The 26,481-nt window shown below is 72.1% G+C and carries 24 protein-coding genes, 1 tRNA gene and 1 riboswitch; of the genes, 8 read left to right on the top strand and 17 right to left on the bottom strand.

Going from position 1 to position 26,481, the window contains the following annotated elements; all coding sequences use genetic code 11:
* Positions 1-13: 13 nt before the first annotated feature.
* The 15 genes from GXW83_RS03980 to GXW83_RS03910 all read right to left on the bottom strand — a co-directional run bounded on the left by GXW83_RS03980 (position 14) and on the right by GXW83_RS03910 (position 13,756).
* Positions 14-925 (bottom strand): LysR family transcriptional regulator, encoded by a 912-nt coding sequence (locus tag GXW83_RS03980; protein ID WP_182441518.1) that lies wholly within the window; start codon positions 923-925, stop codon positions 14-16.
* Positions 926-1,361: 436 nt separating this feature from the next.
* Entirely contained in the window at positions 1,362-2,528 is a 1,167-nt protein-coding gene (locus GXW83_RS03975) for a glycosyltransferase (protein ID WP_182441517.1), read from the bottom strand.
* A gap of 116 nt (positions 2,529-2,644) precedes the next feature.
* Complete coding sequence (locus tag GXW83_RS03970; protein WP_182441516.1) at positions 2,645-3,295, bottom strand: NAD(P)-dependent oxidoreductase; 651 nt, start codon at positions 3,293-3,295, stop codon at positions 2,645-2,647.
* Positions 3,296-3,631: 336 nt separating this feature from the next.
* Complete coding sequence (locus GXW83_RS03965) at positions 3,632-4,198, bottom strand: TetR/AcrR family transcriptional regulator (protein ID WP_182441515.1); 567 nt, start codon at positions 4,196-4,198, stop codon at positions 3,632-3,634.
* 214 nt (positions 4,199-4,412) lie between these two features.
* On the bottom strand, positions 4,413-5,249 hold the full coding sequence (locus GXW83_RS03960) for a helix-turn-helix domain-containing protein (protein ID WP_182441514.1): 837 nt from the start codon (positions 5,247-5,249) through the stop codon (positions 4,413-4,415).
* Entirely contained in the window at positions 5,242-5,811 is a 570-nt protein-coding gene (locus GXW83_RS03955; RefSeq protein WP_182441513.1) for a carboxymuconolactone decarboxylase family protein, read from the bottom strand. The genes GXW83_RS03960 and GXW83_RS03955 overlap by 8 nt, the downstream gene beginning before the upstream one ends.
* A 275-nt stretch (positions 5,812-6,086) precedes the next feature.
* Positions 6,087-6,521 (bottom strand): S8 family serine peptidase, encoded by a 435-nt coding sequence (locus tag GXW83_RS03950; protein ID WP_182441512.1) that lies wholly within the window; start codon positions 6,519-6,521, stop codon positions 6,087-6,089.
* A 37-nt stretch (positions 6,522-6,558) separates the two neighbouring features.
* Positions 6,559-6,930 carry a hypothetical protein gene (locus GXW83_RS03945; protein WP_182441511.1) on the bottom strand — a complete coding sequence of 124 codons (372 nt, stop codon included), beginning with the start codon at positions 6,928-6,930 and terminating at the stop codon, positions 6,559-6,561.
* Positions 6,931-7,097: 167 nt separating this feature from the next.
* Positions 7,098-7,170 (bottom strand) — tRNA-Arg (locus GXW83_RS03940).
* A gap of 237 nt (positions 7,171-7,407) precedes the next feature.
* Positions 7,408-8,067: an NAD(P)H-binding protein gene (locus tag GXW83_RS03935; protein WP_182441510.1), complete on the bottom strand. Its 660-nt coding sequence runs from the start codon at positions 8,065-8,067 to the stop codon at positions 7,408-7,410.
* 323 nt (positions 8,068-8,390) lie between these two features.
* Entirely contained in the window at positions 8,391-9,620 is a 1,230-nt protein-coding gene (locus GXW83_RS34780) for a DUF4232 domain-containing protein (protein WP_182441509.1), read from the bottom strand.
* Complete coding sequence (locus tag GXW83_RS03925; RefSeq protein WP_225446739.1) at positions 9,617-10,111, bottom strand: RNA polymerase sigma factor; 495 nt, start codon at positions 10,109-10,111, stop codon at positions 9,617-9,619. The genes GXW83_RS34780 and GXW83_RS03925 overlap by 4 nt, the downstream gene beginning before the upstream one ends.
* A 104-nt stretch (positions 10,112-10,215) precedes the next feature.
* Positions 10,216-10,812: a class F sortase gene (locus tag GXW83_RS03920; protein WP_225446738.1), complete on the bottom strand. Its 597-nt coding sequence runs from the start codon at positions 10,810-10,812 to the stop codon at positions 10,216-10,218.
* A gap of 222 nt (positions 10,813-11,034) precedes the next feature.
* The gene (locus GXW83_RS03915) at positions 11,035-11,898 is read right to left on the bottom strand and encodes a DUF4232 domain-containing protein (RefSeq protein WP_182441508.1); all 864 of its coding nucleotides are present in this window, start codon (positions 11,896-11,898) and stop codon (positions 11,035-11,037) included.
* Between the two features lie 193 nt (positions 11,899-12,091).
* Positions 12,092-13,756, bottom strand: a complete 1,665-nt coding sequence (locus tag GXW83_RS03910; protein ID WP_182441507.1) for an RICIN domain-containing protein — start codon at positions 13,754-13,756, stop codon at positions 12,092-12,094.
* A 354-nt stretch (positions 13,757-14,110) separates the two neighbouring features.
* On the opposite strand from GXW83_RS03910, the gene GXW83_RS03905 reads away from it, so the two are divergent.
* From GXW83_RS03905 to GXW83_RS03890, 4 genes are all read left to right on the top strand, one after another.
* A complete protein-coding gene (locus GXW83_RS03905; protein WP_182441506.1) occupies positions 14,111-15,472 on the top strand; it encodes a sensor histidine kinase in 1,362 nt (453 codons plus the stop codon).
* Entirely contained in the window at positions 15,469-16,155 is a 687-nt protein-coding gene (locus GXW83_RS03900; RefSeq protein WP_182441505.1) for a response regulator transcription factor, read from the top strand. The genes GXW83_RS03905 and GXW83_RS03900 overlap by 4 nt, the downstream gene beginning before the upstream one ends.
* A 151-nt stretch (positions 16,156-16,306) precedes the next feature.
* The gene (locus GXW83_RS03895; protein WP_182441504.1) at positions 16,307-17,260 is read left to right on the top strand and encodes an ATP-binding cassette domain-containing protein; all 954 of its coding nucleotides are present in this window, start codon (positions 16,307-16,309) and stop codon (positions 17,258-17,260) included.
* Complete coding sequence (locus tag GXW83_RS03890) at positions 17,257-18,093, top strand: ABC transporter permease (RefSeq protein ID WP_182441503.1); 837 nt, start codon at positions 17,257-17,259, stop codon at positions 18,091-18,093. The genes GXW83_RS03895 and GXW83_RS03890 overlap by 4 nt, the downstream gene beginning before the upstream one ends.
* A 95-nt stretch (positions 18,094-18,188) precedes the next feature.
* Here the strand turns inward: GXW83_RS03890 and GXW83_RS35035 are convergent, their stop codons facing one another.
* On the bottom strand, positions 18,189-19,244 hold the full coding sequence (locus GXW83_RS35035) for a LysM peptidoglycan-binding domain-containing C40 family peptidase (protein ID WP_182441502.1): 1,056 nt from the start codon (positions 19,242-19,244) through the stop codon (positions 18,189-18,191).
* A riboswitch (cyclic di-AMP (ydaO/yuaA leader) is annotated at positions 19,229-19,418 on the bottom strand. Its footprint overlaps the gene before it by 16 nt.
* A gap of 184 nt (positions 19,419-19,602) precedes the next feature.
* Here GXW83_RS35035 and GXW83_RS03880 point away from each other — a divergent pair.
* Positions 19,603-21,099 carry an MFS transporter gene (locus GXW83_RS03880; protein WP_182441501.1) on the top strand — a complete coding sequence of 499 codons (1,497 nt, stop codon included), beginning with the start codon at positions 19,603-19,605 and terminating at the stop codon, positions 21,097-21,099.
* A gap of 75 nt (positions 21,100-21,174) precedes the next feature.
* Here GXW83_RS03880 and GXW83_RS34775 read toward each other — a convergent pair whose 3' ends face one another.
* Positions 21,175-23,967, bottom strand: coding sequence for a hypothetical protein (locus GXW83_RS34775; RefSeq protein ID WP_182441500.1), 2,793 nt, complete (start codon positions 23,965-23,967; stop codon positions 21,175-21,177).
* 255 nt (positions 23,968-24,222) lie between these two features.
* On the opposite strand from GXW83_RS34775, the gene GXW83_RS03870 reads away from it, so the two are divergent.
* The 3 genes from GXW83_RS03870 (at position 24,223) to GXW83_RS03860 (ending at position 26,475) form a co-directional block, all read left to right on the top strand.
* Positions 24,223-24,951 carry a GPP34 family phosphoprotein gene (locus GXW83_RS03870; RefSeq protein WP_182441499.1) on the top strand — a complete coding sequence of 243 codons (729 nt, stop codon included), beginning with the start codon at positions 24,223-24,225 and terminating at the stop codon, positions 24,949-24,951.
* 284 nt (positions 24,952-25,235) lie between these two features.
* Positions 25,236-26,096, top strand: a complete 861-nt coding sequence (locus GXW83_RS03865) for a helix-turn-helix transcriptional regulator (RefSeq protein WP_182441498.1) — start codon at positions 25,236-25,238, stop codon at positions 26,094-26,096.
* 166 nt (positions 26,097-26,262) lie between these two features.
* A complete protein-coding gene (locus tag GXW83_RS03860; protein WP_182441497.1) occupies positions 26,263-26,475 on the top strand; it encodes a DUF397 domain-containing protein in 213 nt (70 codons plus the stop codon).
* Positions 26,476-26,481: the final 6 nt, after the last annotated feature.

The raw sequence follows: 26,481 nt of genomic DNA, 5'->3' as shown, positions 1-26,481 counted from the left end.
GGCGGCTTGCCGCCTACCTCACCGCGTCGGCGCCCGGGCGGCTGCTGACGCGTGCCAGTACGGCGGTCGCCAGGTCGCGGGCGGCGGGGCCGAGCTTCCGGGTCGTCGGCAGGACCAGGCTGACGTCGAAGTTCGGCGCGGGCAGCGGCCTGAGCACCGGGATTCCGATCGGCGACGGCGCGGAGGACGGCGCGATCAGCGCGATGCCCAGGCCCGCGCGGACCAGGTCCACGACGGTGGCGACGTCGCCCACCTCGATCTCGACCCGGCGCGCCAGGCCGAGCGAGGCGAACAGCCGGTCGGCACTGGCGCGGCTGCCCCACCCGGCGGGCACGTCCACGAACGGCTCGTCGGTCAGCTCCGCGAGCCGGACCTGCTTGCGTGCGGCGAGCTGGTGGTCCTGCGGGCACACCAGGATCATCCGCTCGGAGCGCAGCGGGACGAACTCGACCTGGCCGAGGGCCGGTTCGGCTGCCGACGCGGCGACAGCGAAGTCGAGTTCGTTGTCCAGAACCCCCTGCACCAGCCCCGCCGACCCGGCGGCGTGGGTGCGCGGTAGGAGCCGGACCTGCGGCCGCTCGCGGTGGAAGACGGCCAGGGCGTCCAGGAGTTCCGGGGCGGTCAGCGAGTGCATGATGCCGAACCGCACCGTGCCGCGCATCCCGCCAGCCGCGCCCTGCACCGCGCCCCGGGCCTGCTCGACGCTTTCCAGGATGTGCCGTGCGTCGGCCAGCAGCATCCGTCCGGCGTCGGTCAGATCGACCCGGCGGGTGGTCCGGGTGAACAGTTCGACGCCCAACTCCCGCTCCAGGGCCCGGATCGAGGTGGAGAGCCCGGACTGGACGAGATGCAACCGCTGAGCGGCCCGGGTGAAACTGCCGGTCTCGCCCACGGCGACGAAGGATTCGAGTTGGCGAAGGTCCACGGCCGGATTTTATCATCTACGGTGATCAATCCCATCATTACTCATCGTTGGACATGATGGCTGCGCTGACAGACGCGGGATGCATGCTCTCCACCACCGCGACCAACGCCACCGCTGTCAAGGCCATCCGCACCGGACCGAGAGGGGGGACGCCGGTCGTGCTGCTCCACTCCGCCGGGCTCGACCTGACCTGCTGGGATGCGCAACTCGACGCTCTGCGCCGCGATCTGGGGAAGCGATCGACAAGCGGCCTCCCTCGCCCACGCCCTCTGCACCCTGCGAAGGCCGGCCACCGCCCCAAGAGCCGCCACGCCGACCTGAGCCTCTACCAGATCATCCGCGAGCTGCAGTTGCTCCTCGCAACCTGGGCCGGCGCCTGCCCCACCTGCCACCGCGACATACCCACAGCCATGCGAACCCGACCAAGCCCTACTGGCTAGCCCCCGGTCTTCCCTCGGTTCCATCGTTCCAGGAGCAGGTCCAGCGCCTGTTGCGGGGCGTTCATGTGCCTGATCTGCTCGGCGGCCTTCCGGGCGGCCGAGAGGTAGGAGGTGTCGGCCAGTACTCGCCGGACGGCCTCGCCGATCTCTTCCGGCTTCGTCACAACGGCGGCGGCGCCAGCGGCTGCAGCGCGCTCGGCGTTGAGCGGTTGTTCGGCGACGGCTGGCAGCAGTACCGCCGGTAGGCCCCTGCTCAGTGGGGACAGCAGCGTGCCGGCCCCGGCTGCGGATACGACCAGGCTCACGCCTTCCAGCAATTGCGCGAGCGGAACGAAGCCCACCACGCAGACCCGTGTGCGATCCGTCTCGAAGGCGTCGGCCTTGTCCTGAGTACCGAGTGTGGCGACCACGTTGACGTCCGCGGTGGCCAGGGAATCGACGATGGCTCTGAGTACGTCCGGATCGTTCGCTGTCGTGCCGAGGGTGACCAGCACCAGGGGCAGGCCCTCACGGCCCGGGAAGCCAGGCACCGACCAGGGGACGCCGTCCTGGTGAAAAGGCCGGTGCTGGATGGTGATTCGGTCCGTGGACGGGGTCCAGTCGTCCGGCTGGAGAAGGTCGGGCCACATGTCGAGGTATGCCAGGCGGGGGGTGGGCACGAGGCCTCGTGCGGCCAAGCGCTCGGTGATCGCCTCGTCTCTGCTCTCCAAGAAGGGCAGGCCCGGCGCGAGCCCGAAGGAGTGGGTCGCCCACGGCACCTTGAGGTCCGCGGCGATCAGTGGCCCCAGGGCGTCCAACTCGTCCGCCACGACCAGATCCGGGCCGAAGTCCCGACCGCGCGCAAGCGCTTCGTCACCACTGAGATCCACGCGGACGCGAACGAAGAGCTCGGCCAGCATGGCCGGGGTGAGCCCGGTGTTCACATTGCGCATGGGCGGCGCCGTCCCGGCCGCCGCTGGGCCCATGAGCCGGCGGACGGTCTCGGCCCGCAGGGCGCCGAAGGGCGGCTCGGTGGTCAGCACCCGGAGCGGGCTGACCATCTGGCTCATGCTGGTGTGCGTGAGGATCGTAACGTCATGACCGGCGTGCCGGGCTGCTTGCGCCAAGGGAAGCAGGGGCAGCGTATGGCCGAAGTCGGGCGGCCCGGAGAACAGGATGCGCATGGGAATTCCTTCGAGTCGCGCTCAGGGGGAAGGGGTGCGTTGTCCGCATCGCTTGCCCCCTCGGGGCAGGTGCGGTTCGTCGGTGCGGGGGCAGGCGAGCGGCGTGGCCGGAACGGTCAGTAGCCCACGGTGAACCGCTGACGGTGGTGGGCCGGTCGCTCGATCTCGTTCACGACCGCGACCGCGAGATCCTGACGGGACAGTGAGCTCTTGCCGTTCTTGTCGACCACCGGATGCTCGGTGCCGGTGCGGAAAACCCCCGTCCTGCCGTCCGGACCCATCGGTCCGCAGTCCATCGGAGGGCTCAAGAACACCCAGTCCAACCCCGTCTCGGTCAGGATCTCCTGGTGGTAGTCACGTGCCGCGCGCACCCCGCTGCCGTACGGCTCCGGCGGCGTGAACGACTCGATCATCTGTATGCCGTCCTCGCTGTACAGGCTGCTGGCGCCTCCGATGACCAGCAGTCTTTCCACCCCGGCCGCCGCGGTGGCGCCCTGGATGCTCCGCGCCCCCAGGAGGTACTTCTCGTACAGACCCGGCTCGTGCCATCCCGGGTTGAAGGCGCTGACGACAGCATCGACGCCCCTCAGTGCTTCGCTCAGTGCGGCCGTGTCGTACACATCGGCCTGCACCGATGTGAGATGCCCGGCTGTTGCAACGGCTCCGGGCCTGCGCACGACGGCCCTGATGTCGTGCCCACGGGAGGCCAGTTCCTCAAGGATGAAGGTCCCCATGCCACCGGTGCTGCCAATAAGTGCGATCTGCATCTCTACGTCCTTGTCCCACCGGGCGTGGGCCCGGCGCTCTCGCCTGGTGGCCGTACGCATGACCGGCGTGCGGGGTGACCGGAGCCGGCAGGAACTCCACCTGGCCCAGCGGCCCCGGACGCGCATACTGTGTCAGTAACTGACACAGTATGCAGCATACATTGCCGCGAGCCTTGCTGTGTCAGTAACTGACGCTGACGGGCTCCCGGTCGCGGACTCGCGGCCGGACCTCAGCGGGCTGACGGCCGGTGCCGCCACGCGCCCGCCCGATGCGCACGCTTCTTCCTTCCGGGCGCCTGTGGGCAAGGCGGCCGGGACCCGCCGGAACCCCGGCGCCTACACCAACGCGGCGGCCTCAGCGCGGAAGTCCGCGAAGACCTCTTGCAGCTCGGTCGTCAGGTCGGCGGTGCCGTCCTGGGCCCAGCGTTCGTACGCGGTGCGGAACAAGGCGAGTGCAACCCCCGCCACCATCGCCGCACGATGCTCGTCGACACCCCGGGCGACCAGCCCTCGGGCCATCACGGTGGCCCACTCTGCGGCCCGGCTCATCTCCCGCTCGCGCAGTTCCGGATTCGCTTCCACCACCCGGGCCCGGCGCAGAATGCTGTCACGGCGGCAGTCGAAGTCACCGGCAATGACCGACAGGGCATGCTCCGCGGCGGGAAGCGCGGACATCCCAGCCGGAGCGGACGCCACCGCAGCCGCAGCGGTGTCCCGCAGGCGGGTTTCGTCCCCGAAAGCGGCTTCGAGCTTGTCGCGGAAATGACGGAAGAACGTGCGTTCCGTCACGCCCGCTGCGGAGGCGATCTCGGCCGCGGTCGTGTTCGCCAGGCCTTGGGCCTCGTACAGCTGCAACGCAGTCTCTTCCATCCGCAGTCGGATGCCGGGTACACGTCGCGCCATCCACCCAGCTTATGCCGTCAACGCACCTTCGCTGTTCCCGGATGAATACGAGAGCGGGTACCGGACCGGGCCCTCGACGTTTCGGCCGCACTCCTGCCGAGGGTCGGCGACGAACGGGCGCCGCCGGACGACCCTGAGACTGCTTCTGCTCGACCGGCTCGACCTCGAACAGCCCATCCCCACCACGCATACCGCTGTCATCCCGCACGAAAGATCACGAAACGCAGGCCGGTTGCCCGTTACTGGGACACGCTCCTGACTCGGCCAGGTGGCGGGCTTGTGTCCGGGTCTGGTCGTTCATGGGGAAGAAGCATTCGATGCGCAGTTCCTGGAGGGTCACGTCCTGTGGTGTGCCCAGGGTGGTGACGGTGGAGAAGTAGTCGAACCGGCGACCGGCGCGGACGTAGTGGACGGGCACGATCGGCAGCTGCGGGGTGGCAGGGTCCAGGGTTCGCAGTTCCTGGGGTACTCCGGGGTAGTCCAGCACCTCGTCGAGGATGCGCTGGGCGCGTTCGTCGGTGACACCGCCGAGTGCTTCCTTGCGGACACGTCGGATCAGGGCCTCGGCGACTTCGTGCCAGTTGGAGATATGCCGGCGGATTCCGTCGGGGTGGAACATGCGGCGCAGCACATTCGGTGGCCCGAGCGGGGTGGCTTCCTGCTCGTCGTTGAGGTAGGCGAAGAACCTGCGGGCGGCGGCGTTGGTGTGCTGGATGTCCCAGCTTCTGTCCATCACCAGGGCGGGGAAGGGTTCCTGCTGCGCCAGGATCGCATCAAGGGCGCCGCGCGCCGCGCTCAGTGCGGGCGCGTCCAGCGGGGACTCCTGGTACTGGGGGGAGAATCCTGCGCTGAGCAGCAGGGTGTTGCGTTCGCGCAGCGGTACATCGAGGACTTCGGCGAGTCTGAGGACCATGGCGCGGCTTGGACGGGCCCGGCCGGTCTCCAGGAAGCACAGGTGCCGGATGGAGACCGATGCCTGGGCGGCCAGCGTCAGCTGGCTCAGTCGCCGGGCGTTGCGCCAGTGCTTGAGCAGGGGGCCTATGTCAGACATCGCTCAAGTGTGCCCTGGTCCAGGCGTGCGCCTGCACCGGTCCTTCCAGCGGGGGCTGGGCGAGATTCGCAGCGTAGTTGGTCATCGTCGAGATCGCCGCACCGGTCACCACCTCGAACAACTGGGACTGGGTGAACCCGGCCGCGAGGAATGCTGCCACCTGTGTGTGGTGGAGGTGGCCGCGACTGGCGATGAGGGCCCTGGTGAGGCTGGAGAGAGCGGCTGTGCGCGGGTCGGCGGGCAGGTCCCCGCGGCGCAGGGCCTGGACGGTGTCGGGATCGACCCCGTCCGCCAGGGCTTCCAGCGAGTGGAAGGCCACGGCCCAGGCGCAGGTGTTGGCGACCGCATTGGACAGCAGCAGTACCTGCCGCTCGGCCGGACTGAACGTGCCGTTGCCGCGGAAGTGGCCGAACGCCGAGAGGAAGGTGTTCAGCAGCGTCGGGGAGTTGGCCATCAAACCGGCGCCGTTGGGCACGAACCCGAACGCGTCATTGAGGACCGCCAGCGCCTGCTGCGCTTCCTGGGGGGCGGAGTGAACGGTGTGGATCTGGAAATCGGTCATGGGTGCAAGTTTGCGGCGCCGCTGATGTCGAACCAATTCCCTGCCAGGTAAATGCGAGTGCTCGAACTGCCTGCCCAGGACCGGCCGCGTGGAGCACGCTGCGGACGGAGGTGAGGCGCTCGCGGCAGTCGGGGTCGGAGGTGATCGCCCTGCGACAGCTCAGGGGACCGGGTCTCGTCCTGCCCTGGAACAGCACGGCTGGCCGCAGACCAGATACCCACACGTGCGAAGTGGATCAGCGCGCTTCCGGGTTGCAGGCTTCCTGAACGATCCCCTCATGCCGCCGACGGACCTGGGGTGCCTTCCCGACTCTCGACGCCCTCCGGCATCGCCGCGCGCACCAATGGTGACGCCATCGCGAAGACACGCTGACGGTTGCTCTCCGTTTCGGCCGTCTCAGCTGTGCTGACGGCGACCGTGGTGACCTCGCCATAGGGCCTGCGCTGGTCCCGGCCGCGGGAGAGGATCTTCACAGACTCCACGTGGTGGTCGAGCCTCACGGTGGCACGGGAACCGAGGGCCCCGTCAAGGGTGTCGCCAAAGATCACCAAGCCCGCCATCTGAGTGCCGTGGCCGGCATTGTCGTATACGCCCTCGCCGTGGATGAACGTGTGGGCTCCGATGATGCACGCCCGCAGCAGCGGGTGCCCCTCGTCGATGCCCGTGTCCAGGAGGGCGACTGCGGGAGCGTCCGGGGCGGCGGGGGACACCCTGGCTGCCAGGTCGTGGACGAGGTCGGAGTGCAGGTCACGTGCTTCGCTGCTGTGCAGGTCCTCGGTGAAGTTGGATTTGCGAATCTCCGAGGCAGGCGTTCGTGCGCAGTACTCGGGCTTCCTCCAGCCAGAGGCTCCGGATGGTCGCCCGTTCAATCTGTTCGATGTTGGCGACCAGGGCATTGTTTTTCGGGTTGCCGCCACGGGTGTCCTCGGTGGACTGTTCGATCTTCTGGAACAGCTTCTGGACTGCCCCCTCCCGGATCCAGACCACAGCGTCCTGCGGCTGGGTCTCAGTCTCGGGGTGCACGCTCATCAGGGACAGGCCGGAACTGTCGCGCGCATCGAGATTGAGCTGGTGGCCCAGGGCCGCCGAATGGCACCCTTGACCTGCGGTTACACGCATCAACGGCAGAGGCAGGTCCAGCCTGCAACGATGGAGAACGAGCAGGGCTCTTCAGGAGTTGGTGTCACACGGCTTCCACCAGCGCTTATGTGCCCACAGAACGGATATGCCGGGCACTCCAGGGCGCCCGGCATATCCGTTCTGTCATGAAATTTTGCCCTGCCTTGTGCCCCAGGCAGGATTCGAACCTGCGACACCGGCTTTAGGAGAGCCGTGCTCTATCCCCTGAGCTACTGAGGCGGGCGGTTGGCTGCTGTGAGGCGGCCGAGGAACAGCGTACCCGGTCCGGGGCTGGGTCCGTGTGCAGGTTCGGCTGATCTTGTGTGGGCACGACGGACAGCCCGCAGCCGCTGTGGGGTGTGCGGGAACGCGGCGGCGGCTCGGCGGGGTCGGCCCGTTCGGGGGGCGAGGGGGCGCTGGGCGGCTGGGCTGGGCGGCTGCCGTGGGGTTCGGTGCGGGGGCGGGGACGGGTGGGTCTCAGGGGGTGGCGGAGTGGACGGCTGCTTCTACGGGGGTGTCGCCGCTGATGAGTTCCAGGGCGAGACCGGCGGTGGCCGGGGTCTGCAGCAGGTGGGCGATGACGGCGGCGACGTCCTGCCTCGGGACCGAGCCCACGCCGGTGTGCGGGGCCAGGGTGACGAGGCCGGTGCCGGGGGCATCCGTCAGGTGGCCCGGGCGAAGGATCGTCCAGTCCATGTGGGTGCGGGTGGCCAGGTCCTCGTCGGCGGCAGCCTTGGCGCGCAGGTAGGAGGCGAAGCCCGGGTCGGTGTCGGGCGACGGCTCGCGGTCGGCGCCCATGGAGGAGAGCTGGACGAGCCGCCGGATCCCCGCCCGTTCGGCGGCCTCGGCGAACAGCACCGCGCCGCCCTGGTCCACGGCCTGGGTGCGTCCGGCCCCGCCCCGGCCTCCGGCCCCGGCTGCGAAGACCGCAGCATCCGCGCCGGCCAACTGCGCCGCCAACTGGTCGACGCCGACCGACTCCAGGTCGCACAGGAGCGATTCGGCTCCGCAGGCGTGCAGGTCGTCGGCCTGCTCGGCGCTGCGGATCAGGCCGACGGGGGTGTCCCCGCGCTCGGCGAGGATCCTCTCCAGCAGCAGGGCGATCTGACCGTGTCCACCCGCGATGACGATGCGCATGTCCTCGACCCTAGGAGCGGTCGGCCCCGGGCGCGCGCGGTGGACGGTCGCCTTCGGCCAGTTGGGGGCGGGCGCGTGCCGCGCGGGGGTCGTGGCCCTGGGGGGTGGTGCGGGACGACGCGCCGTCAGGGCGGCGGGCGGCCCGGGGACGGAGGCGCGGACGGACGGCGGGGCTGGACGGCCGAGGGATTGGCGCGGCACAGGGTCCAGGCAGGTGGGGTGGGTCGGGTGATGGATGGCCCGGACGGCGGCGGCACGCGGGCGGCAGTAGGCGGCAGGCGGACGGGGTCAGGAGGGCTCACGGGTGGCGACGGGCCGGTGGGTCAGGAGGGCGGGTTGCCGGTGGTGCCTGAGGTGAAGGGCGTGACGGTCAGGAGGTTGCCGCAGAGCATGACCGCGCCCGGGATGACCAGTGCGGCCTTGTTGCCCGGCGGGTAGATGCGCAGGCTGGTGGAGGTGCCCTGACAGGTGGTGGCTCCGGCGTTGAGGGTGTGGATGGTGTCGCTGGCCGTCTGTCCCGGCGCGAGCTCCACCGGTGCGTACGTGTAGGTGTGGTCGAAGGTCGCGGGCGCGCCGAGCACGCCGCCCTGGGCGTCCAGCAGCGACAGGCCGGGGAATCCGCTCACCAAACAGCTCGTGCTGCCGTTGTTGGTGAGCAGCAGGTACCGGTACAGGTTGCCCGCGCCCGCGTCGCTGCCGCCGAGGGACGCTGTCAGCTGCGAGCTGGCGCACAGGGGGCCGTCGGCCCCGGTGCCGGAAACGGCCGAGGCCGAGGTGGAGGGGACGCTGGCGGGGGCCGCGCCGGAGCCTTCCGAGGGGTTCGCCGGAGCCGCGTCCGGGGACGGGGTCGGCGTGTTGAACGTGCTCGGCTGCTGGGTGGCGGCCGGTGTGTGCTGGACGGCGGGCGGGGTGGGGGTGGCGGAGGTGCTGTGCGGCACCAGCGCGGGCGGGGTGCCGCCGGTGGCGGTGACGGGCGGTGCGGCGTCCCAGAGGTGGCTGGGGACGCCGAGGAGGTACAGCGATCCGGCGACGACAGCGGCGACGGCTCCCCCGCCGACGGCGGCGCGGACCCGTCTGCGACGCGTGGCACGACGCCGGATGCGCTCGAACGAGCCAGCCGGCACGGGCAGCGGCTCGACGGGTGCCCCGAGCAGCGGCGCGACCGGATCCAGCCCGGGCGTCCACCCGCCGAGGTCGTACGGATCGGCCGGGAGGCCGGTCGAGCCGGGCGCGGCGGGGGTGCCCGGGACGGCTGGGAGGGCGGGTTTGGCGGGGGCGCCGGGGTTACCGGGGGCCCCAGAGGTGCCGGGCGCCACGGGGGTGCCGGTCGGCCCGGGGGCGGCGGGGGCGGCAGGCACACCCAGCGCGCCGGGCGCAGCCGGGTCAGCCGGGAGGCCGGGGGTGCCGGGCGCGGCGAGGTAAGCGGGGGCGGAGGGGTCAGCCGGGACGCCGGGGGCGGCGGGCGCGCCGGGGTCGGGGGCGGGGCCGCCTGCGGGCTGGTGTGGGGCGGGGGTGGGGTCGTCGGGGGGCGGGTTGTCGGGGTGTGCGGTCATGCCGACTCTCCCAGCTTGGCGCGCAGCAGTTCCCTGGCTGCGTGCAGATCGGCCTTCACCGTTCCCTCGTTCCGCCCCATCAGCGCGGACACCTCGCGCACGGGCAGGTCAGCGTAGTAGTACAGCAGGACGGGCGTGCGCAGCCGCGGAGGCAGTGACTGCACCAGCAGGCGCACGGACGGGTCGCCCGCGTCCGTGCGCTGCCGGTCGTTCACGAGTTCCTCCGTGGTGGCGCGCCGCACGGCCCGCCGTTCGCGCTCCATTTTGCGCCAGTGGTCGCGGACCAGGTTGGCCGCGGTGACGTACAGGAATCCGCGCGGCTCCTCGACCTTGGTCCAGCGCGCCCACAGCCGGGTGAACGCCTCGGAGGCGACCTCGTGGGCCGTGCCGTCGTCGTCGACCAGGCGGCGGCACCAGCCGGCCAGCCTCGGGTAGAGGGCGGCGAACAGCTCGGACGCCTCCCTCTCGTCGGACCGGATCGACCGGGGCACCGTGCTCCTCGTCTGTAAGGGGTCCGCCGCCGGTTCGGCGGGTCTCACTGGACGAGACGGTTCCGGCTGGTTCTCGGTTGCGACGCCCGAGTGCCTGTACGACTTCAACTCGCCGAGGCCAGGCCTGCGTAGACGATGGTGTTGTCCGGGTAGCCGCGACCGTCGGCCCCGCGCGGGCCCGCGCAGGTGATCAGCCGCAGCTCGGGGCGGTCGACGTTGCCGTAGACCGACTGCGTCGGGAAGTGCGCCTTGGAGACGGTCTGGACCGAGTCCACGGTGAACACCGCCGACGTACCGTCCTGGAGCACCAGGACCACGCGGTCGCCCGCGACCAGCCGGGCGAGGTGCAGGAAGACGCCGTCGCCGTACTGGCCGACCGTCACATGGCCGAGGATCACGGAGGGCCCGAGCTGCCCGGGTGTGGGCGAGTTCTGGTACCAGCCCGCGGGGGCGTTCCGCTCGATCGGCGGCACGCCGACCGTCCCGTCCGCAGCCAGCCCGACCGGGATGACGGGCGAGTCCACGCCGATCGCGGGGATCTCCAGCCGTACCGGAACGGACCGCGCCAGCGGTTTGGGCGCGGGCGCACCCGAGGGCGGGCCCGCAGGCGGTGCGACGGCCTGGGCCGGGGCGCCGACGGGGGCACCGGCGCCGGAGCTCCCGGAGGCGCAGCCGGAGAGCTGCGCCACCGCGAGGACCACCGCCAGCAGCGCGCCAGCAGCCGCCGACCGACGCCCGCGCCGACCCGCACCCCGGCCCCGATCCGGGCCCGGGCCCAAACCCGGCCCCGGGCCCGAACGCGAACCCGAACCCCGACGCGTCGGACTGCCGGACGTCAGGCCGTCGGCCGTCGGATCGCCCGCGGAACGGACACCGCCGCCGGGGCGGTCCGGCTCACTCCTGCTCCTGCTCGGCCGCAACAGTCAGCCCCGCGCCTGCGACCTGCGGCGCAGCATGAAGCCGGCGCCGCCGAGGAGCGCCGCGCCGATCGCGCAGGCACCGGCGATCAGGCCGGTCTCGTTGCTGGACCCGCCGATCGGCGGCACGCCGGTGTCGGGCGCGCCCGACGGCACGACGCCGACCTGGCCCGAGGCGGGGGAGGCGGAGGAGGCCGGGGCCGCGCCCGTCCCGCTGCCGGCACTGCTGGGCGTGGGCGTGGCCGGGGCGGCGGACGCCCCGGTCCCGCTCCCGGCTCCGCCACCGCTGCTCGGGGCGGGGGTCGGCGATCCCGAGGCCGCGCTGATGGGGGTGACGGTGGTGCCGCTGTTGGACGGGTTGCCGGTGGTGCCCGCCGCGAAGGGGCTGACGCTGAGCTGGTTGCCGCAGAGCATGACCTTGCCGGGGATGACCAGCGCGGCCTTGTTGGCCGGCGGGTAGATGCGCAGGCTGGTGGAGGTGCCCTGGCACGGGGTGGCGCCGGAGTTGAGGGTGTGGATGGTGTCGCTGACGGTCTGTCCGGGGCGGACGGCGACCGCCGTGTAGGAGATGTTGTGGTCGAAGACGGCGGGGGCGCCGATCTCCTTGCCGTGGGAGTCCAGCAGGGACAGGCCGGGGAATCCGGCGACGTCGCAGGTGGTGCCGCTGTGGTTGGTCAGCAGCAGGTAGCGGTACAGGTTGCCCGCGCCCGCGTCGCTGCCGCCGAGGGACGCCGTCAGCTGCGAGGTCGCGCACGCGGGCGTCTTCGCGGCGGAGGAGGCGGACGCGGGGGCGGCGGCCATGGCCGGGGCGGCGCCGAGCACCACAGCGGTGCAGGCCAGGGCCCCGGCGGCGAGGGTGGTTGTGCGCATGGGTAGCTCTCTCTCGTCGGGTCGGCCCGACCCGCTGGGGGCGTGGGCTGACCGTTGTTCAGATCGTGCGGAGAGACGACGCAGCGGCGGACCCGGTTGTAAAGGAATGGCAAAATGGCGCGAGACGTACGGCGCGCGGAGGGAGTTCGCGCGCCGCACGCCCCGGATCAGGACGGACTCGGCTCAGCCGGGGTCAGCCGAGGTAGACGATGCCCAGGAGGGTGAGCTGCCACAGTTGGCCGGGGGCGCCGGTGTCCGCTTGCAGGGTGGTGACCGGGTTGCCGCTGGAGTCGGTGACGGCGCTGGTGCCGAGGGTGGCGACCATGCCCGTGTTCTGCGAGTCGGCGACCTTGTAGAGGCCGTTGCCCGCGGGCTCCAGCACCCAGTGCTGGTTGCCGCCGCCGTTGCAGCCCCACTGCTCCAGCGCGGTTCCGGCGGCGGTGGAGGCGCCGGTGGCGTCCAGGCACATGTCGCGGTTGCCGCTGAAGTCCAGCTCGTAGCTGCCGCCCGGCTTGGCCTCGAAGACGAACGACTGGTTCAGCCCGCCGTCCGCCGGATAGGTGATCGCCTGGCGGCCGTTGGTGCTGTCGCCGTAGCTGCCGCCGCCGGAGAAGTCGAGGACCTGCCCGGTGGCGTGGTTGGTGAGCTGGAACCAGGCGCCGTCCTGCGGGGCGTCGTTGAACGGCTGGCCGGCCGTCAGCGGCTCGATGGTCGTGCCGTCGCCCTGGTCCAGGGTGCAGTACGCCTCCTGCTGGGAGGGGGCGGCGTAGAACTCGCCGAGGCAGGCGCCCTCGCCCTTGTAGCCGGCGACGCGCAGGTGGTACGACTGCCGGATCTCGTCCTCGCACAGGCCGAGGATGCCGATGGAGTAGTCGCAGCCGTTGCGGGTGAGCTCGCTGGTGTCGATCACGTCGCCGTTGGTGTACTCGTACGGCGAGGTGGTCATCTCGGCGCAGACCTCGTGGCCGTAGCTGACCCGGCGCTGGTCGAGGAAGCGCACGCCCGGTACGGCCTCGGCGGCGGTCCGCAGGGCGTCGTCCAGCTGCGGGACGACCCAGTTGTGGCCCCAGGCGAGGTCCTCCGGGAAGGCCGGGCAGCCGTCGGCGACCTTGGTGGCGTAGCTGTTGCTGCGGATGTCCGGGGTGATCGGGGTGAAGTAGGACTGCATGACCAGCTGGTAGGAGCCGTCGGCGTAGCCGGCGGTGCGCATGGTCTGCCGGACGTCGGTGAGCGCGGCCTCGATCTTCGGGATGACGGCCTTGGCGCGCGCGGTGATGGTCGCACTGCCGATGGTGTCGCGGCAGCCCTCGGACTGCGGGATCGGGAAGTACTGTCCGAGGCAGCTCTCCATGATGCCGCTGAAGTCGAAGTCGTCATTGGCGCCGATGGTGACCACGACCATCTTGACCTGGTACTGGGCGGCGGTCTGAGCGAGTTCGGCGTCCTGCTTGGGCTCGCCGAAGTCGCCGCTGCCGGAGCCGGTGATCTTGGCCAGGGTGGGATCGCTCACCAGATCGCCGGTCTGCGCGCCGGAACAGGCGAGGTCGACGTCGGTGACCCCGGACAGGCCGGTGTCGAAGATCTCCGACGAGGTGCTGCGGTGGCAGAAGTTGGTGGGCCCGTCGGTTCCGGCGACGTAGCCGTCGTCGGTGTCGGTGCCCGCGCCTTCGCCCGAGATGGCGCTGTCGCCCAGCGCGACGATGGCCGGCGTACGGGCGGCTGCGCTGGTCGTCGTGGCGGTGCTGCCGGTGGCAACGGTCGGCGTGCTGGCGAGGGCCGGGGCCCCGGTGAGGCCGAACGCCCCGATGAGGGCGGCCGCGGTGAGCACGGCGGCCCGCCCTAGTACGGATCTGGTCACGCATGGCTCCTGGTGAGGCGGGGGGACCGCCGGGTGGATGGACCAGGCGGTGCGGAGCGGTGGCACTGCGTCGATCGGCCTCAGATGCTAGGTACCAGTGGGTAACAAAACAAGAGCCATGCTCATGTTTTCTGTCCGTGCCCCAGCGCCGGGACGCCGGGCCCGGACGGCAGGTCCGGGGACGCGGAGGCGCCACCCCGCGCGTACCGCAGCCGCCGTACAGCCCGGCTACCGTCCCCGGACGACGTCCGGAGCAGCGCGGGGGCCGTACCGTTGCGGGATGGACGGGATCGGAGCGGCGCAGGCGCAGGCGCCCGAGCAGACGCCCCAGCAGCGGCAGGCACGGACGCGGGCATGGGCGCGGTAGACGCGGTGCGGCGGCAGACCGCCCGGCGAACCACCCTGGCCGACCGCCTCGGCGTGCTGCTGCTGTTCGTGCTGTCGGTGGCGGCGTCGGCGATGTCCGCCCGGCCCTCCCGGCACGCCCTGCCCACCTTGGGCTCGATCCACCCCGCCACCGTCGTCGTCGCGGCCATCGCCTGCGGCGTGCTGACGGCCCAGTGCCGTCGGCCCCGGGCCACCGTGGCCGTCACCGTCGGCTGTGCCATCGCCTACACGCTGCTCGGCTACGGCCTGGAGCCGGTGCTGCTGTCACCGGTGCTGGCCGCCCTCTGCGGTCTGGCACTGCACACCGATCGGCGCACCGCCTGGATGGGCGCGACCGCCGCCGCCGTCGTCCTGGTGGCCTCGCAGATGGTCCTCGCGCCCGGATCGTGGCTGGAGCCGCAGAAGCTCAGCGTGGTCGCCTGGACCGGCATGGCGGCGGCGGCCGGGGACGCCGTCCGCTCGCGCCGCGCCTACATCGCCGCGATCAAGGAGCGCGCCGAGCGGGCCGAGCGCACCCGCGAGGAGGAGGCCCGCCGCCGGGTCGCCGAGGACCGCATCCGGATCGCCCGCGAGCTGCACGACGTCGTCGCCCACCACATCGCGCTGATCAACGCCCAGGCCGGGGTGGCCGTCCACCTCGCCGACGAGATCCCGGCGCCGGTGCGCGCGGCCCTGGAGCACATCCGCGACTCCAGCCACGACGCCCTGCAGGAGCTCAAGGCCACCGTCGGCCTGCTACGCCAGTCCGAGGACCCGAGCGCGCCGCTGGAGCCCGCGCCCGGCCTGGACCAGCTGCCCGAGCTGCTCGCCTCCTTCGCCCGGGCCGGGCTGCACGTCACGCTGGAGCAGGTCGGCGGGGTACGGCCGCTGCCGCCCGCCGTCGACCTGACCGCGTACCGGATCGTCCAGGAGTCGCTGACCAACGTGAGCAAGCACGCCGCCGTACCGACCGCCCGGCTCCAGCTGTACTTCGACGCCGACCGGCTGGCGATCCGGATCGAGGACGACGGCCGCACCGCGCCGCTGCGCAGCTACCCCGGCCACGGCCACGGCACCGGGCACGGGCTGACCGGCATGCGCGAGCGCGCGGCCGTCGTCGGCGGCACGCTGACCGCCGGACGCGACCCCTGGGGCGGCTTCCGGGTCGCCGCCGACCTCCCGCTGCGCCCGGGCGGCCTCCAGACCCCGGACACAACGAACACAACGGACGCCCTCGACGCACCGGACACACCGGACACCCCGGCCCCGATCGAGGCCGACCCGAGCGGCACCACCCCCACCGCCCAGCCCGCCCGGCCCGCCGGCGCGCTGCGGGGGGCCGGGGCATGACGACCGTACGCGTGCTGCTCGCCGACGATCAGGCGCTGCTGCGCGGCACCTTCCGGATGCTGATCGACTCCACCCCCGACATGGAGGTCGTCGGCGAGGCCGCCAACGGACGCGAGGCGGTCGACCTCGCCACCGCGCTCGCCGCCGGCTCCGGCGTGGACGTCCTGCTCATGGACATCCGCATGCCGGATCTGGACGGCCTCGCCGCCACCCGGCTGATCTGCGCGGACGAGAAGCTGGCCGGGGTGCGGGTGCTGATCCTGACCACCTTCGAGTTCGACGAGTACGTCGCCGAGGCGCTGCGCGCCGGGGCCAGCGGCTTCCTCGGCAAGGGCATGCGCCCGGAGGAGCTGCTGGACGCGGTGCGCACGGTGGCGGCCGGAGACTCACTGCTCTCCCCCACCGCCACCCGCAGCCTGATCACCCGCTTCCTCTCCCAGCCGGAGCGCCCCGCCGCCGCCGACCCGGGCCGACTGGACGTGCTGACGCCGCGCGAGCGGGACGTCATGGGCCTGGTCGCGCTCGGGCTGTCCAACGACGAGATCGCGGTCCGGCTGTTCCTCAGCCCGCTGACGGTGAAGACCCATGTGAACCGGGCCATGGCCAAGCTCGGCGCCCGCGACCGGGCGCAGCTGGTGGTCGCCGCCTACCAGTGCGGCCTGGTCCGGCCCGGCACCGGCTGACCCGATCAGCCCCGGGTCGCACGCGTACCGCCAGCAGCGGGATGAGGCCCGCGCCCGGGTGTACTGCGGCCGCAGTAGGCGGACCGATGCGGCAGGGGGACGCGCCGGGTCGCCGGGTCGGGCAAGGTGATCCCATGAACGGATTCCCGCGATGATCGTAGCCAGCAACCTGACCAAGCGGTACGGCGACAAGACCGCCGTGGACGACCTGTCGTTCACCATCAAGCCCGGCATCGTCACCGGCTTCCTCGGCCCCAACGGCGCGGGCAAGTCGACCACCATGCGCATGATCATGGGCTTGGACGCGCCCACCTCGGGCAGCGTCACCGTCAACGGCAAGCCCTACAACCAGCATGCCGCGCCGCTGCACGAGGTCGGCGCGCTGCTGGAGGCCAAGGCCATCCACACCGGCCGCAGCGCCCGCAACCACCTGCTGGCGCTGGCCGCCACCACCGGCATCGGCGCCCGCCGGGTGGACGAGGTCATCGACCTGGTCGGCCTGCGCGAGGTCGCGCGCAAGCGGGCCGGCGGGTTCTCGCTCGGCATGGGCCAGCGGCTCGGCATCGCCTCCGCGCTGCTCGGCGACCCGGCCACGGTGCTGCTGGACGAGCCGGTCAACGGCCTCGACCCCGAGGGCATCCTGTGGATCCGCAACCTGCTCAAGGGGCTGGCGTCCGAGGGCCGCACGGTCTTCGTCTCCTCGCACCTGATGAGCGAGATGGCGCTGACCGCCGAGCACCTGATCGTGGTCGGGCGCGGCAGGCCCATCGCGGACACCTCCGTGGAGGAGTTCACCCGCAGTGCCTCGCGCAACGTGGTGCGGGTCCGCTCGCCGCACGCCGACCGGCTGGCGGGGCTGCTGGTCGGCCCGGATGTCGCGGTGGAGAGCGCCGAGCCGGGCACGCTCGAGGTCACCGGCCTGGAGAGCGACCGCATCGGCACGATCGCGGCCGAGCACGGCATCACCCTGTTCGAGCTCGCGCCGCAGCAGGCCTCCCTGGAGGAGGCGTTCATGGAACTCACCCGGGACGCCGTCGAGTACCACGCCAGCACCACGGTCGCCGGTTCGGGCGAGTCGGCCGGCACCGGAAGGATCACCGCATGAGCACCACCGCCACCGAACTCCCCCAGGCCGCCCCGGCCCGGGTCCAGGAGGGGAAGGTCACCCAGCTGCGGGTGATCAACTCCGAGTGGATCAAGCTGCGGACGCTGCGCTCCACCCCGATCACGCTGCTGGTGGCCGTGCTCCTCATGGTCGCCCTGGGCCCGCTGCTCACCTGGGCCAACGCCGCCCACTCCGGCGGTGGTCCGGGCGACCATGGCGCCCCCATCGTCAACGGCGCCGAACTGAGCCTCTTCCCGTACCACTTCGCCCAGCTCGCCATCGGCGTCCTCGGCGTGCTGATGGTCACCGGCGAGTACAGCACCGGAATGATCCGGGCCAGCCTTTCGGCCGTCCCCAAGCGGCTGCCCGTCCTGTGGGCCAAGGCCGTGGTCTACGCCGTGGTCGTCCTGGTGCTGATGACCATTGCCTCGCTGGTCGCGTTCTACAGCGGCCAGGCCATCCTGTCGCACTACAGCCGATCCGTGACGCTGTCCGAACCCGGTGTCGCCCGGGTCGTCTTGGGGACCGGCCTGTACCTGGCCGTCGTCGGCCTGCTCGGTGTGGCCCTCGGCGCGCTGATCCGGAACGGCGCGGGTGCCATCTCCACCCTGGTCGGCCTGCTGCTGGTGATCCCGATCCTTTCCAACCTGCTGCCCTCGAGCTGGGCCCCGCACATCGTGCCCTACCTGCCCAGCAATGCCGGCGGCGCGCTGCTCAACGTCGTCCCAGACCCGACGTTGATGTCGCCGTGGGGCGGCTTCGCGCTGTTCGTCGGCTACGCCGTGGTGCTGCTGGCCGTCGCCGGCGTGCTGCTCAAGCGCCGCGACGCCTGACCGGCCGTACCGCGACGGCAATGACGCTGCGCCCCACCGGAGTTGTCCGGTGGGGCGCAGTGCTGTCGGCGGCTGGCGCCGCTGGGTGCCGAGGGTCAGAAACGGCCGGCGAAGGTGGGGGTGTAGTCGCTGATCGTGTCGATCTTGACGCCCGCGCTGGGGTTGGCGGCCTCGACGTACGAGCCGTTGCCGATGTAGATGGCGACGTGGTACGCACCGGCGGCGGTGCCGTCGCTGGACCAGAACAGCAGGTCGCCGGGCTGGAGGGCGTTCATGGACACCGGCGTGGCGGCGGCGGCCTGGTCCTCGCTGGTGCGCGGGATGGAGATCCCGGCCTGGGCCAGCGCGGCCTGGGTCAGGCCCGAGCAGTCCCAGGCGTCGGGGCCGGTGGCGCCGTAGACGTACGCCTTGCCGACCTGCGCCTGAGCGAAGGCGATCGCCGCCGCCATGCCGCTGCTGGAGCTGGGCGCGGTGGTCGTGGCCGAGTCGCCGGAGGTCGAGCCCGAGGCGGAGCCGGAGCCGGCGCCGGAGTTGGACGACGCGGAGGAGCCGGTCGAGGAACCGGCGCTGGTCGCGGCGTTGTAGGCGGCCTGGGCGGCGGCCGAGGCGGCGGTGTTGGCGTCGCTGGAGCCGGTGCCCGAGCCCGAGCCGGTGGCCGAACCGGAGGTGCTGGTCGTGCTGGCCGGGGTGCTGGGCGCGGGGGCGGCCGGGGCGCTGGTGTGCGACGCGACGACGGTGCCGTCGAGGACCAGGTGCTCGCCGGGGTAGATCAGGTCCGGGCCCTGGGTCAGCGTGGAGCGGTTGAGCGCGTACAGACGCTCCCAGCCCCCCGAGACGTGGTGCTTCTGCGCGATGGTGGAGAGCCAGTCACCGGCGACGACGGTGTACCCGGCGGGCGCGGCGGCGCGGCGGGGGGTGCCGGCGGAGGTGGGCGCGGCGGCCACGGCGGGCGCGGGGGTGGTGCTGGCGGCGCTGGCGGAGGAGGACGGGGCGGCCATGGCGCTGGTGGCGCCGGCCAGCGGGACGGCCATGCCGACGACGCTGGCGATTCCGGCGCCGGCGAGCAGGCGCTGGGTGGCGGTACGGCGGGCAGGAACGGCGCGGTGGCGGCCGCGGCTGGACAGCAGCATGGTGAAGTTTTCCTCTCCCACGCCTGCGAGGTGAGCTGTCGGATTCGGGCTGGAGTTGCCCGGCCGTGCGTGCACGGCTTCACCCCTAGCCGCGATGCTGGAATCGCGGCGACTTACCTGGTTCCCCCGCCCCTGCCGTGGTGTCGGTACTCGTGTGCCAACGCCTCCGCCGGCAGGACTCGGCGTTTCGGAAGAGTTGGTTCCGCATAAGTGCGAACAGGATGCACGCTAGGCAGATGAGGCTTGAAACTACAAGTCCGTGTGACCTCGGTCACTGAATGCAGCACGTGCGGACGGCATCTCCAGGCCCAGATGCCAGGCCCCCGGACCCCGCATAGTGTCGTACTTGTCCATATTTGAACGGATCGGAGATCCGGCCATGGCACGTACGACCGCAGAATCCACCACCGGCGACCAGGCCACCGGCAACAGCCGCCGATGGTGGGTGTTGGTGGTGATCGGCCTGGCCCAGCTGATGGTCGTTCTCGATGCGACGATCGTGAACATCGCCCTCCCCTCCGCCCAGCGGGAACTCGGCTTCACCGACGCCAACCGGCAGTGGGTGGTCACCGCCTACGCCCTGGCCTTCGGCAGCCTGCTGCTGCTGGGCGGGCGCATCGCCGACCTCGTCGGACGCAAGCGGGTGTTCCTCATCGGCCTGATCGGTTTCTCGGTCGCCTCCGCGATCGGCGGCGCCTCGCCCAACTTCGCCGTGCTGGTCTCCGCCCGCGCCCTCCAGGGCTGCTTCGGCGCCCTGCTCGCCCCGGCCGCGCTGTCCCTGCTCACCACCACCTTCAGCGACGGCAAGGAGCGCGCCAAGGCGTTCGGCATCTACGGCGCTATCGCCGGCACCGGCGGCGCCGTCGGCCTGCTGCTGGGCGGCGTGCTCACCGAGTACCTGAACTGGCGCTGGTGCCTGTACGTCAACCTGATCCTGGCGGTCATCGCCTTCACCGGCGGCATCCGGCTGCTGCGCGCGGGCAAGCCCGCCAACCCGCCGAGGCTGGACATCCCGGGCACGGTCATCGTCTCGCTGGGCCTGTTCTGCCTGGTCTACGGCTTCTCCAACGCCGAGTCGCACCCCTGGAGCACCGTCGCCACCTGGGGCTTCCTGCTCGCCGGTGTGATTCTCATCGCCGTCTTCGCCTGGTGGCAGGGCCGCACCCCGCACCCGCTGCTGCCGCCGCGGGTGGTGCTCAACCGGTTCCGGGCCGCGTCCTTCCTGGCGATGTTCATCTCCGGCGCGGGCATGTTCGGCGTCTTCCTGTTCCTGACGTACTACCTCCAGCAGTCGCTGGGCTACTCCCCGGTGATGACCGGGATGGCCTTCCTGCCGATGATCGGCATGCTGATCATCACCTCGGTCACCGCGCAGAACTCCCTCGTCCCGAGGATCGGTCCACGACCGATCGTGCCGGTGGGCATGCTGCTCGGCGCGGGCGCGATGACCTGGATGACCGCGCTCGACCTGCACAGCAGCTACGCGGCCAATGTGCTGCCGCCGCTGCTGGTGCTCGGCGCCGGCATCGGCCTGATCTTCGCCCCGGCGATGTCCACGGCCACGGCCCGGGTCGAGCCCCGCGACGCGGGCGTGGCCTCCGCCTGCGTCAACACCAGCCAGCAGGTGGGCGGCTCGATCGGCACCTCGCTGCTGAACACCCTGGCCACCAGCGCCGCCACCGCCTACCTCGTCGGCAGGCACCACACCCCCGCCGTGCTGGCCCAGGCGCAGCTGCACAGCTACTCGACGGCGTACTGGTGGTCCGCCGGGTTCTTCCTGTTCGGCATGGTCCTGTGCGGCCTGCTCTACCCCTCCGGCAGGCCGGCCGCCGCCCCCGAGCAGGCGGACGCCGAGGCGGCCCCGGTGCACATGTGACCTCCCCGGCACCGGCGCGGCCCCCGGTCCACGTGCACCGGGGGCCGCGCCGGGCCAGGCGGGTTCAGATACGGGTCAGACGCGGGTCAGCCGGGCCCCGTACGAGGGCTCGGCCAGCGCCGACCGCAGCGTGACCGGAATCCGCTGGGCGCTGGCGCCCGTGCCGACCACCAGGTAGGCCACCGCCTGACCGGCCTTCCCGGTGCGCGGCACGGCGCCGCCCACGGCCTCCAGCGACACCGGGACGGTCGTCCCGGCCCAGCCGATGACGTTGACGTCCTTGGAGACGACCAGCGGCGTGTGGCCGCCCTCGCCGTCGTCCACGTACCCGACCACCTGGCCCTTGCTCACCAGGATCTGCGACTGCAGCACGTTCTCCGCGCTCACCAGCAGCTTCTTGCTGGTCGCCATCGCGTTGTCGAGGATGCCGAACGACGCGCTCAGCGCGGGCTGGCCCAGCGTCACGCCGAGGACCGTCTGCGTGGTGCCGCCGACGGTCGTCCGGGCCGCCCACATCAGGCAGCCCAGCGCCGCCGAGTCCGAACCGGTCTTGACGCCGATGACGCCGTCCTGGCCGATCAGGGTGTTGGTGTTGTACGTCAGCGGGTTCTGCGGCGGCGAGAACGAGGTGGTGCTGACGATCTCCCGGAACACCGGCGTCTCGATCGCCACCTTGGCCAGCTTCAGCTGGTCGTCGGCGGTGCTCTTGGTGGTGTCCTGGAGGCCGCTGGGGTCCGTGTACGTGGTCTGGTTCATGCCCAGCGCGGCGGCCTCCTGCTGCATCTTGACGACGAAGGCGGCGTCGGTGCCCGCGTCCCAACGGCCCAGCAGCCGGGCCACGTTGTTGGCCGAGGGGATCAGCAGCATCTGCAGCGCCTGGTACTCGCTGATGCGCTCGCCCTTGGTGACCTTCATGACGGACTCGCCGTCCTTGGTCCCGTTGGTGTAGTCGTCCTGCGCCTGCTGGTCCACGGTGATCAGCGGGCCCTGCTGGCCGACGGTCAGCGGGTGGTCCTTGAGGACCAGGTGCGCGGTCATCACCTTGGTGACGCTGGCGATCGGCACCGGCTTCTCCGCGCCGCTGTTGCCCAGCATGCCCAGGCCGTCGACCTCCACGGCGGACTGCCCGCTGCCCGGCCAGGCGAGGGTGGGCGTCGCCCCGGCGAAGGTGTAGCTCGACGCCGCCGTCAGCCGCAGGCGCGGCGCGGGCAGCGGACGCAGCAGCTGCACCACCGCGAGGATCACCAGCAGCAGGGCCAGCAGCACGCCCCACAGCCGGAAGCGCTGGAGCGCGCGGCGCAGCGGGGTCATCGGGCGGCTGCTGAGGGTGGCCAGTATCTCCAGCGCCTCGGAGGTGGTCTCCGGCACGGACTCCCCGCCGTCGGCGGGGCCCGCCGGCGCGGGGGCCACGGGCGTGGGGGCCACGGGCGTGGCGGGCTGGGACGACTGCCGACGCAGCGCACGGGTGGCCTGGTCCGCCGACGCCGCCGCTGCGGTCGCGGTCGCGGTCGGCAGGGCGGTGGTCGGCGCGTCAGCCGGACGCCCCCCGGGACCGACCGTCGGCAGCAGCGCAGTCCGCTTCTCGGCGGCAGACGGTAGCAGCGCCGTAGCCGCATCCTCGTCCCCCGGCCCGCCTGCGGCGGCAGCAGCGGGCGCGGCCTTGTCAGCGGCAGGGGCAGCGCTGGGCGCGGCCTGGTCTGCGGCAGGGGTACGCGGGTCGCCGGTCGCCTTCCGCGCGGCAGCGGCGGCGGGCGCGGCACCGGGCTCGGCCGGGGTACGCGGGTCGGCGGCGGGCCGGGCGGGCGCCTCGGCACCGGTCCGCAGCTCCGTGGTGCGGGTGTCCCCACTCTGGCCGGAATTCGCCCCGGCAGGCGTACGCGGGTCCACCGCAGCCGGTACCGACGCCCCGTCCTCAGGGCCGCCAGCAGAAGCACCGCGGGAGTCGTCAGCGGCACCAGCCTCGCCAGCGCCAGCAGCCTGCGAGGCAGCACCCTCGCGGTCCTCGGCTTGGCCGGAATCAGCCTCACGCTCGGCAGCGGCGGCGCGCGCGGCGGTACCGGCCTCAGCGGACGGCTCGGCGCCGGGCGCGGCGGCTGCGGTGCCCTCGCTGTCCTCGGCCTGGCCGGAATCAGCCTCAACGGAGGCGGAGCGCGCGTCGCCATCGAGTTCGGGAGCGGCAGCGGACTGCGAAGCGGTGCCGTCACCGTCTCCCACCTGGCCCGAGTCGACCTCACTCGCGGCGGAGCCAGCGCGCGCGGCGGTAGCGGCCTCAGCGGACGGCTCGGCGCCGGGCGCGGCGGCTGCGGAGGCGTCGTCGTCCTCGGCTTGGCTGGAATCAGCCTCGCGCTCGGCGGGGCCGGTAGGCGCGGCGCCGTCGCGCGCGGCGGCGGCGGGCTGCGAGGCGTTGTTCTCGCTGCCGTCGGCTTGGCTGGAACCGGCTTCGCGGTCGGCGGCGGGGGCGTTCTCCGGGGCCTCGGTGGCGGCTTCGGCGGTGGGGGTGGGCTGGGGGGCGATGGTGCCGTTGGGGGCGGGGTCGGCGGGGTGGTTGCGGGGGTCGGGGGCGGGGCGCGGAGCGCCGTTGCGGGGGGCGGGGCGCTCCGCGGTGCGGGATCCGCCGTCCCGGGCGGCCGCGGCGGCGCCGACGCCGGCCAGCTCCGGTTCGCGCGCGTCCTCGCGGACGTCCTCGGCGGCGTCGTCCGGTTCGTCCGGGCCCGCTGAGGCGTCGGCGCCGCCCGCGGCGGCCTTCGGCTCGCGGTGATCCGCGCGATCCGCGCGATCCGCGTCGTCCCGTGTGTCCGGGAGGACCGTCACCTCCTGGTCCCCGTCCGCGTCGCCGTTCCGTTCCACCCTGCCGGGGGACTCGCCCACGTATCCCAACCTCCTCGCGTGTCCGGTGGGCGCCCGAGATCGACGCTCCGGCACCAGTTTCCTTCACGGCCGCGAAAACCCTGGCACGCGGTGCCCTCCACCGGCGATTCCTCGGTGTTGACGCCCCCTCCAGTGCCAGACGTGGGGTTCATCCGGGCGGTTCCAGAGATCACGGTGTCGTGTCACTCTCCAGGCACTCTCGACAGCAGGGTGTGAGAGGCGTCACGCTGTCTTCATCCACGCGGGGAGGCTTGGATGGGCAAGAGCCGCAGAACAATTCCCGAGGAACTGTTGTTGCTCGCACTGGACCCGACGACCGGGACCACCGCGCAACCGCAGACCCTTGACCTCGGGCTGGCCGGAGCGCAGCTCGTCGAGCTGGCCATGGCCGGACGCATAGTCCCGGACGGGGACCGGATCGCCGTGGTCAATCCACGGCCGACCGGTGACCCGACACTGGACCACGCCCTGGAACTGCTGCGCAGACGTGGCAGTGCGGTGCGTGCCGTGCACTGGATCGGTGGGCCCCGGCTGGGGCTGCGCCAGACGTACCTCGCGCACCTGGAGCGGTGCGAGATGGTGCGGGCGGTGCCGGGCCAGGTGTGCGGAGTGCTGCCGACGACGCGGTACCAGGCGTCGGACGACTGCACGAACAACGCCATCAAGGAACGGCTGGACACGGCCATCCGGACCGGGATCCCCCCGGACCCCCGGACGGCCGCGCTGGCCGCCCTCGCCCACGCCGTGGGCCTGGGTAAGCATCTCTATCCGGGTAACGAGGGCCGTTCCTCCAGGTCACGGCTGCGTGACCTGATCAGGTACGACCCCCTGGGCGGAATGGTCGCGCACGCCGTGATGGACGTGCAGAACGGCCTACCCGCCGCGCAGGTCCGGGGTGGCGCGCCCGCCCCGGCCAGGACGGCCGCGCGACCGGCGGGGCGGTCCCCCGCCCTGCCCGGCATGGCGCGCGCCGCGGCCCGCTGACGGCCGCTGCCCGCCGACTCGCACCGAACCCGACCGCCGTCCGTCCCGCGACCACCCTCGCGGGACGGACGGCGGTCGGTCGTGTGCGCCCTCTCCGCCCCCGGCCACCTGCGCGGTCAGCCACCCCCGCGCGCGTACCGGGCCGCGCGCCCGCTCTTTCCGGTTGCTCCGCCCCATCCCTGCCGATTGCCCCACGCGGAGGCGGGTCCGAGTGGCATCCTGCTGAGCGAAAGGCATACCAACGAATACCGAACATCACCCCACCAGCAGAGCCGGAGGACCCGTTGTCGTCCGCCAGCATCAATCCGACCGTCCGCCGCCGCAGGCTGGGCGCGAAACTGCGCGAGCTGCGCGAGGAGCAGCACCTCACCGCTGAGGACGTCGCCCAGCAGCTGCTCGTCTCGCAGTCGAAGATCAGCCGGCTGGAGAACGGCCGCCGCAGCATCAGCCAGCGGGACGTCCGCGACCTCTGCCGGGTCTACTCGGTGACGGACGAGAAGCTGATCGACGCGCTGATGGCCATGGCCCGGGAGTCCCGTCAGCGGGGCTGGTGGCACGCCTTCGGCGACGTCCCGTACAGCGTCTACATCGGCCTGGAGGCGGACGCCGTCTCCGCCAGGAACTACGAGTCGCTGTTCGTCCCCGGCATGCTGCAGACCCGCGAGTACGCCGCCGCCGTCATCGCCGGTATCCAGCCGGAGGCCGCCCCGGCGCAGAACGAGAAGCGGACCGAGATCCGCATGCGGCGGCAGGAGGTCATGCACGCCCCGGACAAGCCGCTGCGGATGTGGGCGGTGCTGGACGAGGCGGTGCTGCACCGCGAGGTCGGCGGACCGCAGGTGATGCGCGAGCAGTTGGAGCACCTGATCGCGCTGAGCCAGGAGCCGCACATCACGGTCCAGGTGCTGCCGTACTCCGTCGGCGCGCATCCGGGGATGAGCGGGACCTTCTCGATCCTGGAGTTCGAGGACGAGGCCGACGCCACCATCGTCTACCTGGAGGGCGTCACCAGCGACCTCTACCTGGAGAAGGAGGCGGACGTGAAGACCTACTCGACGCTGTACGAGCACCTGCGCGCCCAGGCCCTGAATCCGGACCAGACACGGGACTTGATCGACCGCATCGCCAAGGACTTCGCCCGCTGAGGGCGGGCAGGGTAGCGCAGGATTGGTGACGGCGCGGCAACTCCGGCCCGATTGGGCCCTCTTGGGCGAGTACCTGGGCCCGAAATCGCTGATTCACAGCTTTCGGGGCAACACTGGTAACAGATCGCCCAACAGAGCACCCCCAGCGAAACCGGAGTGAGCCTTCATGGACCAGAACATCCTCTCCGCCGACACCGCCCTGGCCTGGCGCAAGTCCTCCTACTCGGGCAACGGCAACTGCGTCGAGGTCGCGGTGCCCGAGGCCGGTATGGCCGTCCGTGACTCCAAGGACCCGAAGGGTCCGGCGCTGCACTTCACCGCCGACGCGTGGGCGTCCTTCATCGCCGAGGTCGCCGGCGGCGCCTTCGAGCTTCGCTGACCGGGT

This window comes from Streptacidiphilus sp. PB12-B1b (genome assembly GCF_014084125.1).
In the GTDB taxonomy this organism is placed as follows: domain Bacteria; phylum Actinomycetota; class Actinomycetes; order Streptomycetales; family Streptomycetaceae; genus Streptacidiphilus.
Note: the sequence above shows the minus strand (reverse complement) of the source record. Positions and strands in the feature narration are given on the sequence as shown.

What these genes read in the sequence shown, in the direction of transcription:
- GXW83_RS03975 (WP_182441517.1), bottom strand. Translation starts at nt 2,528, where the DNA reads ATGCGCATCCTGTTCTCCGGGCCGCCCGACTTCGGCCATACGCTGCCC.
- GXW83_RS03970 (WP_182441516.1), bottom strand. Translation starts at nt 3,295, where the DNA reads ATGCAGATCGCACTTATTGGCAGCACCGGTGGCATGGGGACCTTCATC.
- GXW83_RS03965 (WP_182441515.1), bottom strand. Translation starts at nt 4,198, where the DNA reads ATGGCGCGACGTGTACCCGGCATCCGACTGCGGATGGAAGAGACTGCG.
- GXW83_RS03960 (WP_182441514.1), bottom strand. Translation starts at nt 5,249, where the DNA reads ATGTCTGACATAGGCCCCCTGCTCAAGCACTGGCGCAACGCCCGGCGA.
- GXW83_RS03955 (WP_182441513.1), bottom strand. Translation starts at nt 5,811, where the DNA reads ATGACCGATTTCCAGATCCACACCGTTCACTCCGCCCCCCAGGAAGCG.
- GXW83_RS03945 (WP_182441511.1), bottom strand. Translation starts at nt 6,930, where the DNA reads ATGCGTGTAACCGCAGGTCAAGGGTGCCATTCGGCGGCCCTGGGCCAC.
- GXW83_RS03935 (WP_182441510.1), bottom strand. Translation starts at nt 8,067, where the DNA reads ATGCGCATCGTCATCGCGGGTGGACACGGTCAGATCGCCCTGCTGCTG.
- GXW83_RS34780 (WP_182441509.1), bottom strand. Translation starts at nt 9,620, where the DNA reads ATGACCGCACACCCCGACAACCCGCCCCCCGACGACCCCACCCCCGCC.
- GXW83_RS03915 (WP_182441508.1), bottom strand. Translation starts at nt 11,898, where the DNA reads ATGCGCACAACCACCCTCGCCGCCGGGGCCCTGGCCTGCACCGCTGTG.
- GXW83_RS03905 (WP_182441506.1), top strand. Translation starts at nt 14,111, where the DNA reads ATGGGCGCGGTAGACGCGGTGCGGCGGCAGACCGCCCGGCGAACCACC.
- GXW83_RS03900 (WP_182441505.1), top strand. Translation starts at nt 15,469, where the DNA reads ATGACGACCGTACGCGTGCTGCTCGCCGACGATCAGGCGCTGCTGCGC.
- GXW83_RS03895 (WP_182441504.1), top strand. Translation starts at nt 16,307, where the DNA reads ATGATCGTAGCCAGCAACCTGACCAAGCGGTACGGCGACAAGACCGCC.
- GXW83_RS03890 (WP_182441503.1), top strand. Translation starts at nt 17,257, where the DNA reads ATGAGCACCACCGCCACCGAACTCCCCCAGGCCGCCCCGGCCCGGGTC.
- GXW83_RS03880 (WP_182441501.1), top strand. Translation starts at nt 19,603, where the DNA reads ATGGCACGTACGACCGCAGAATCCACCACCGGCGACCAGGCCACCGGC.
- GXW83_RS03870 (WP_182441499.1), top strand. Translation starts at nt 24,223, where the DNA reads ATGGGCAAGAGCCGCAGAACAATTCCCGAGGAACTGTTGTTGCTCGCA.
- GXW83_RS03860 (WP_182441497.1), top strand. Translation starts at nt 26,263, where the DNA reads ATGGACCAGAACATCCTCTCCGCCGACACCGCCCTGGCCTGGCGCAAG.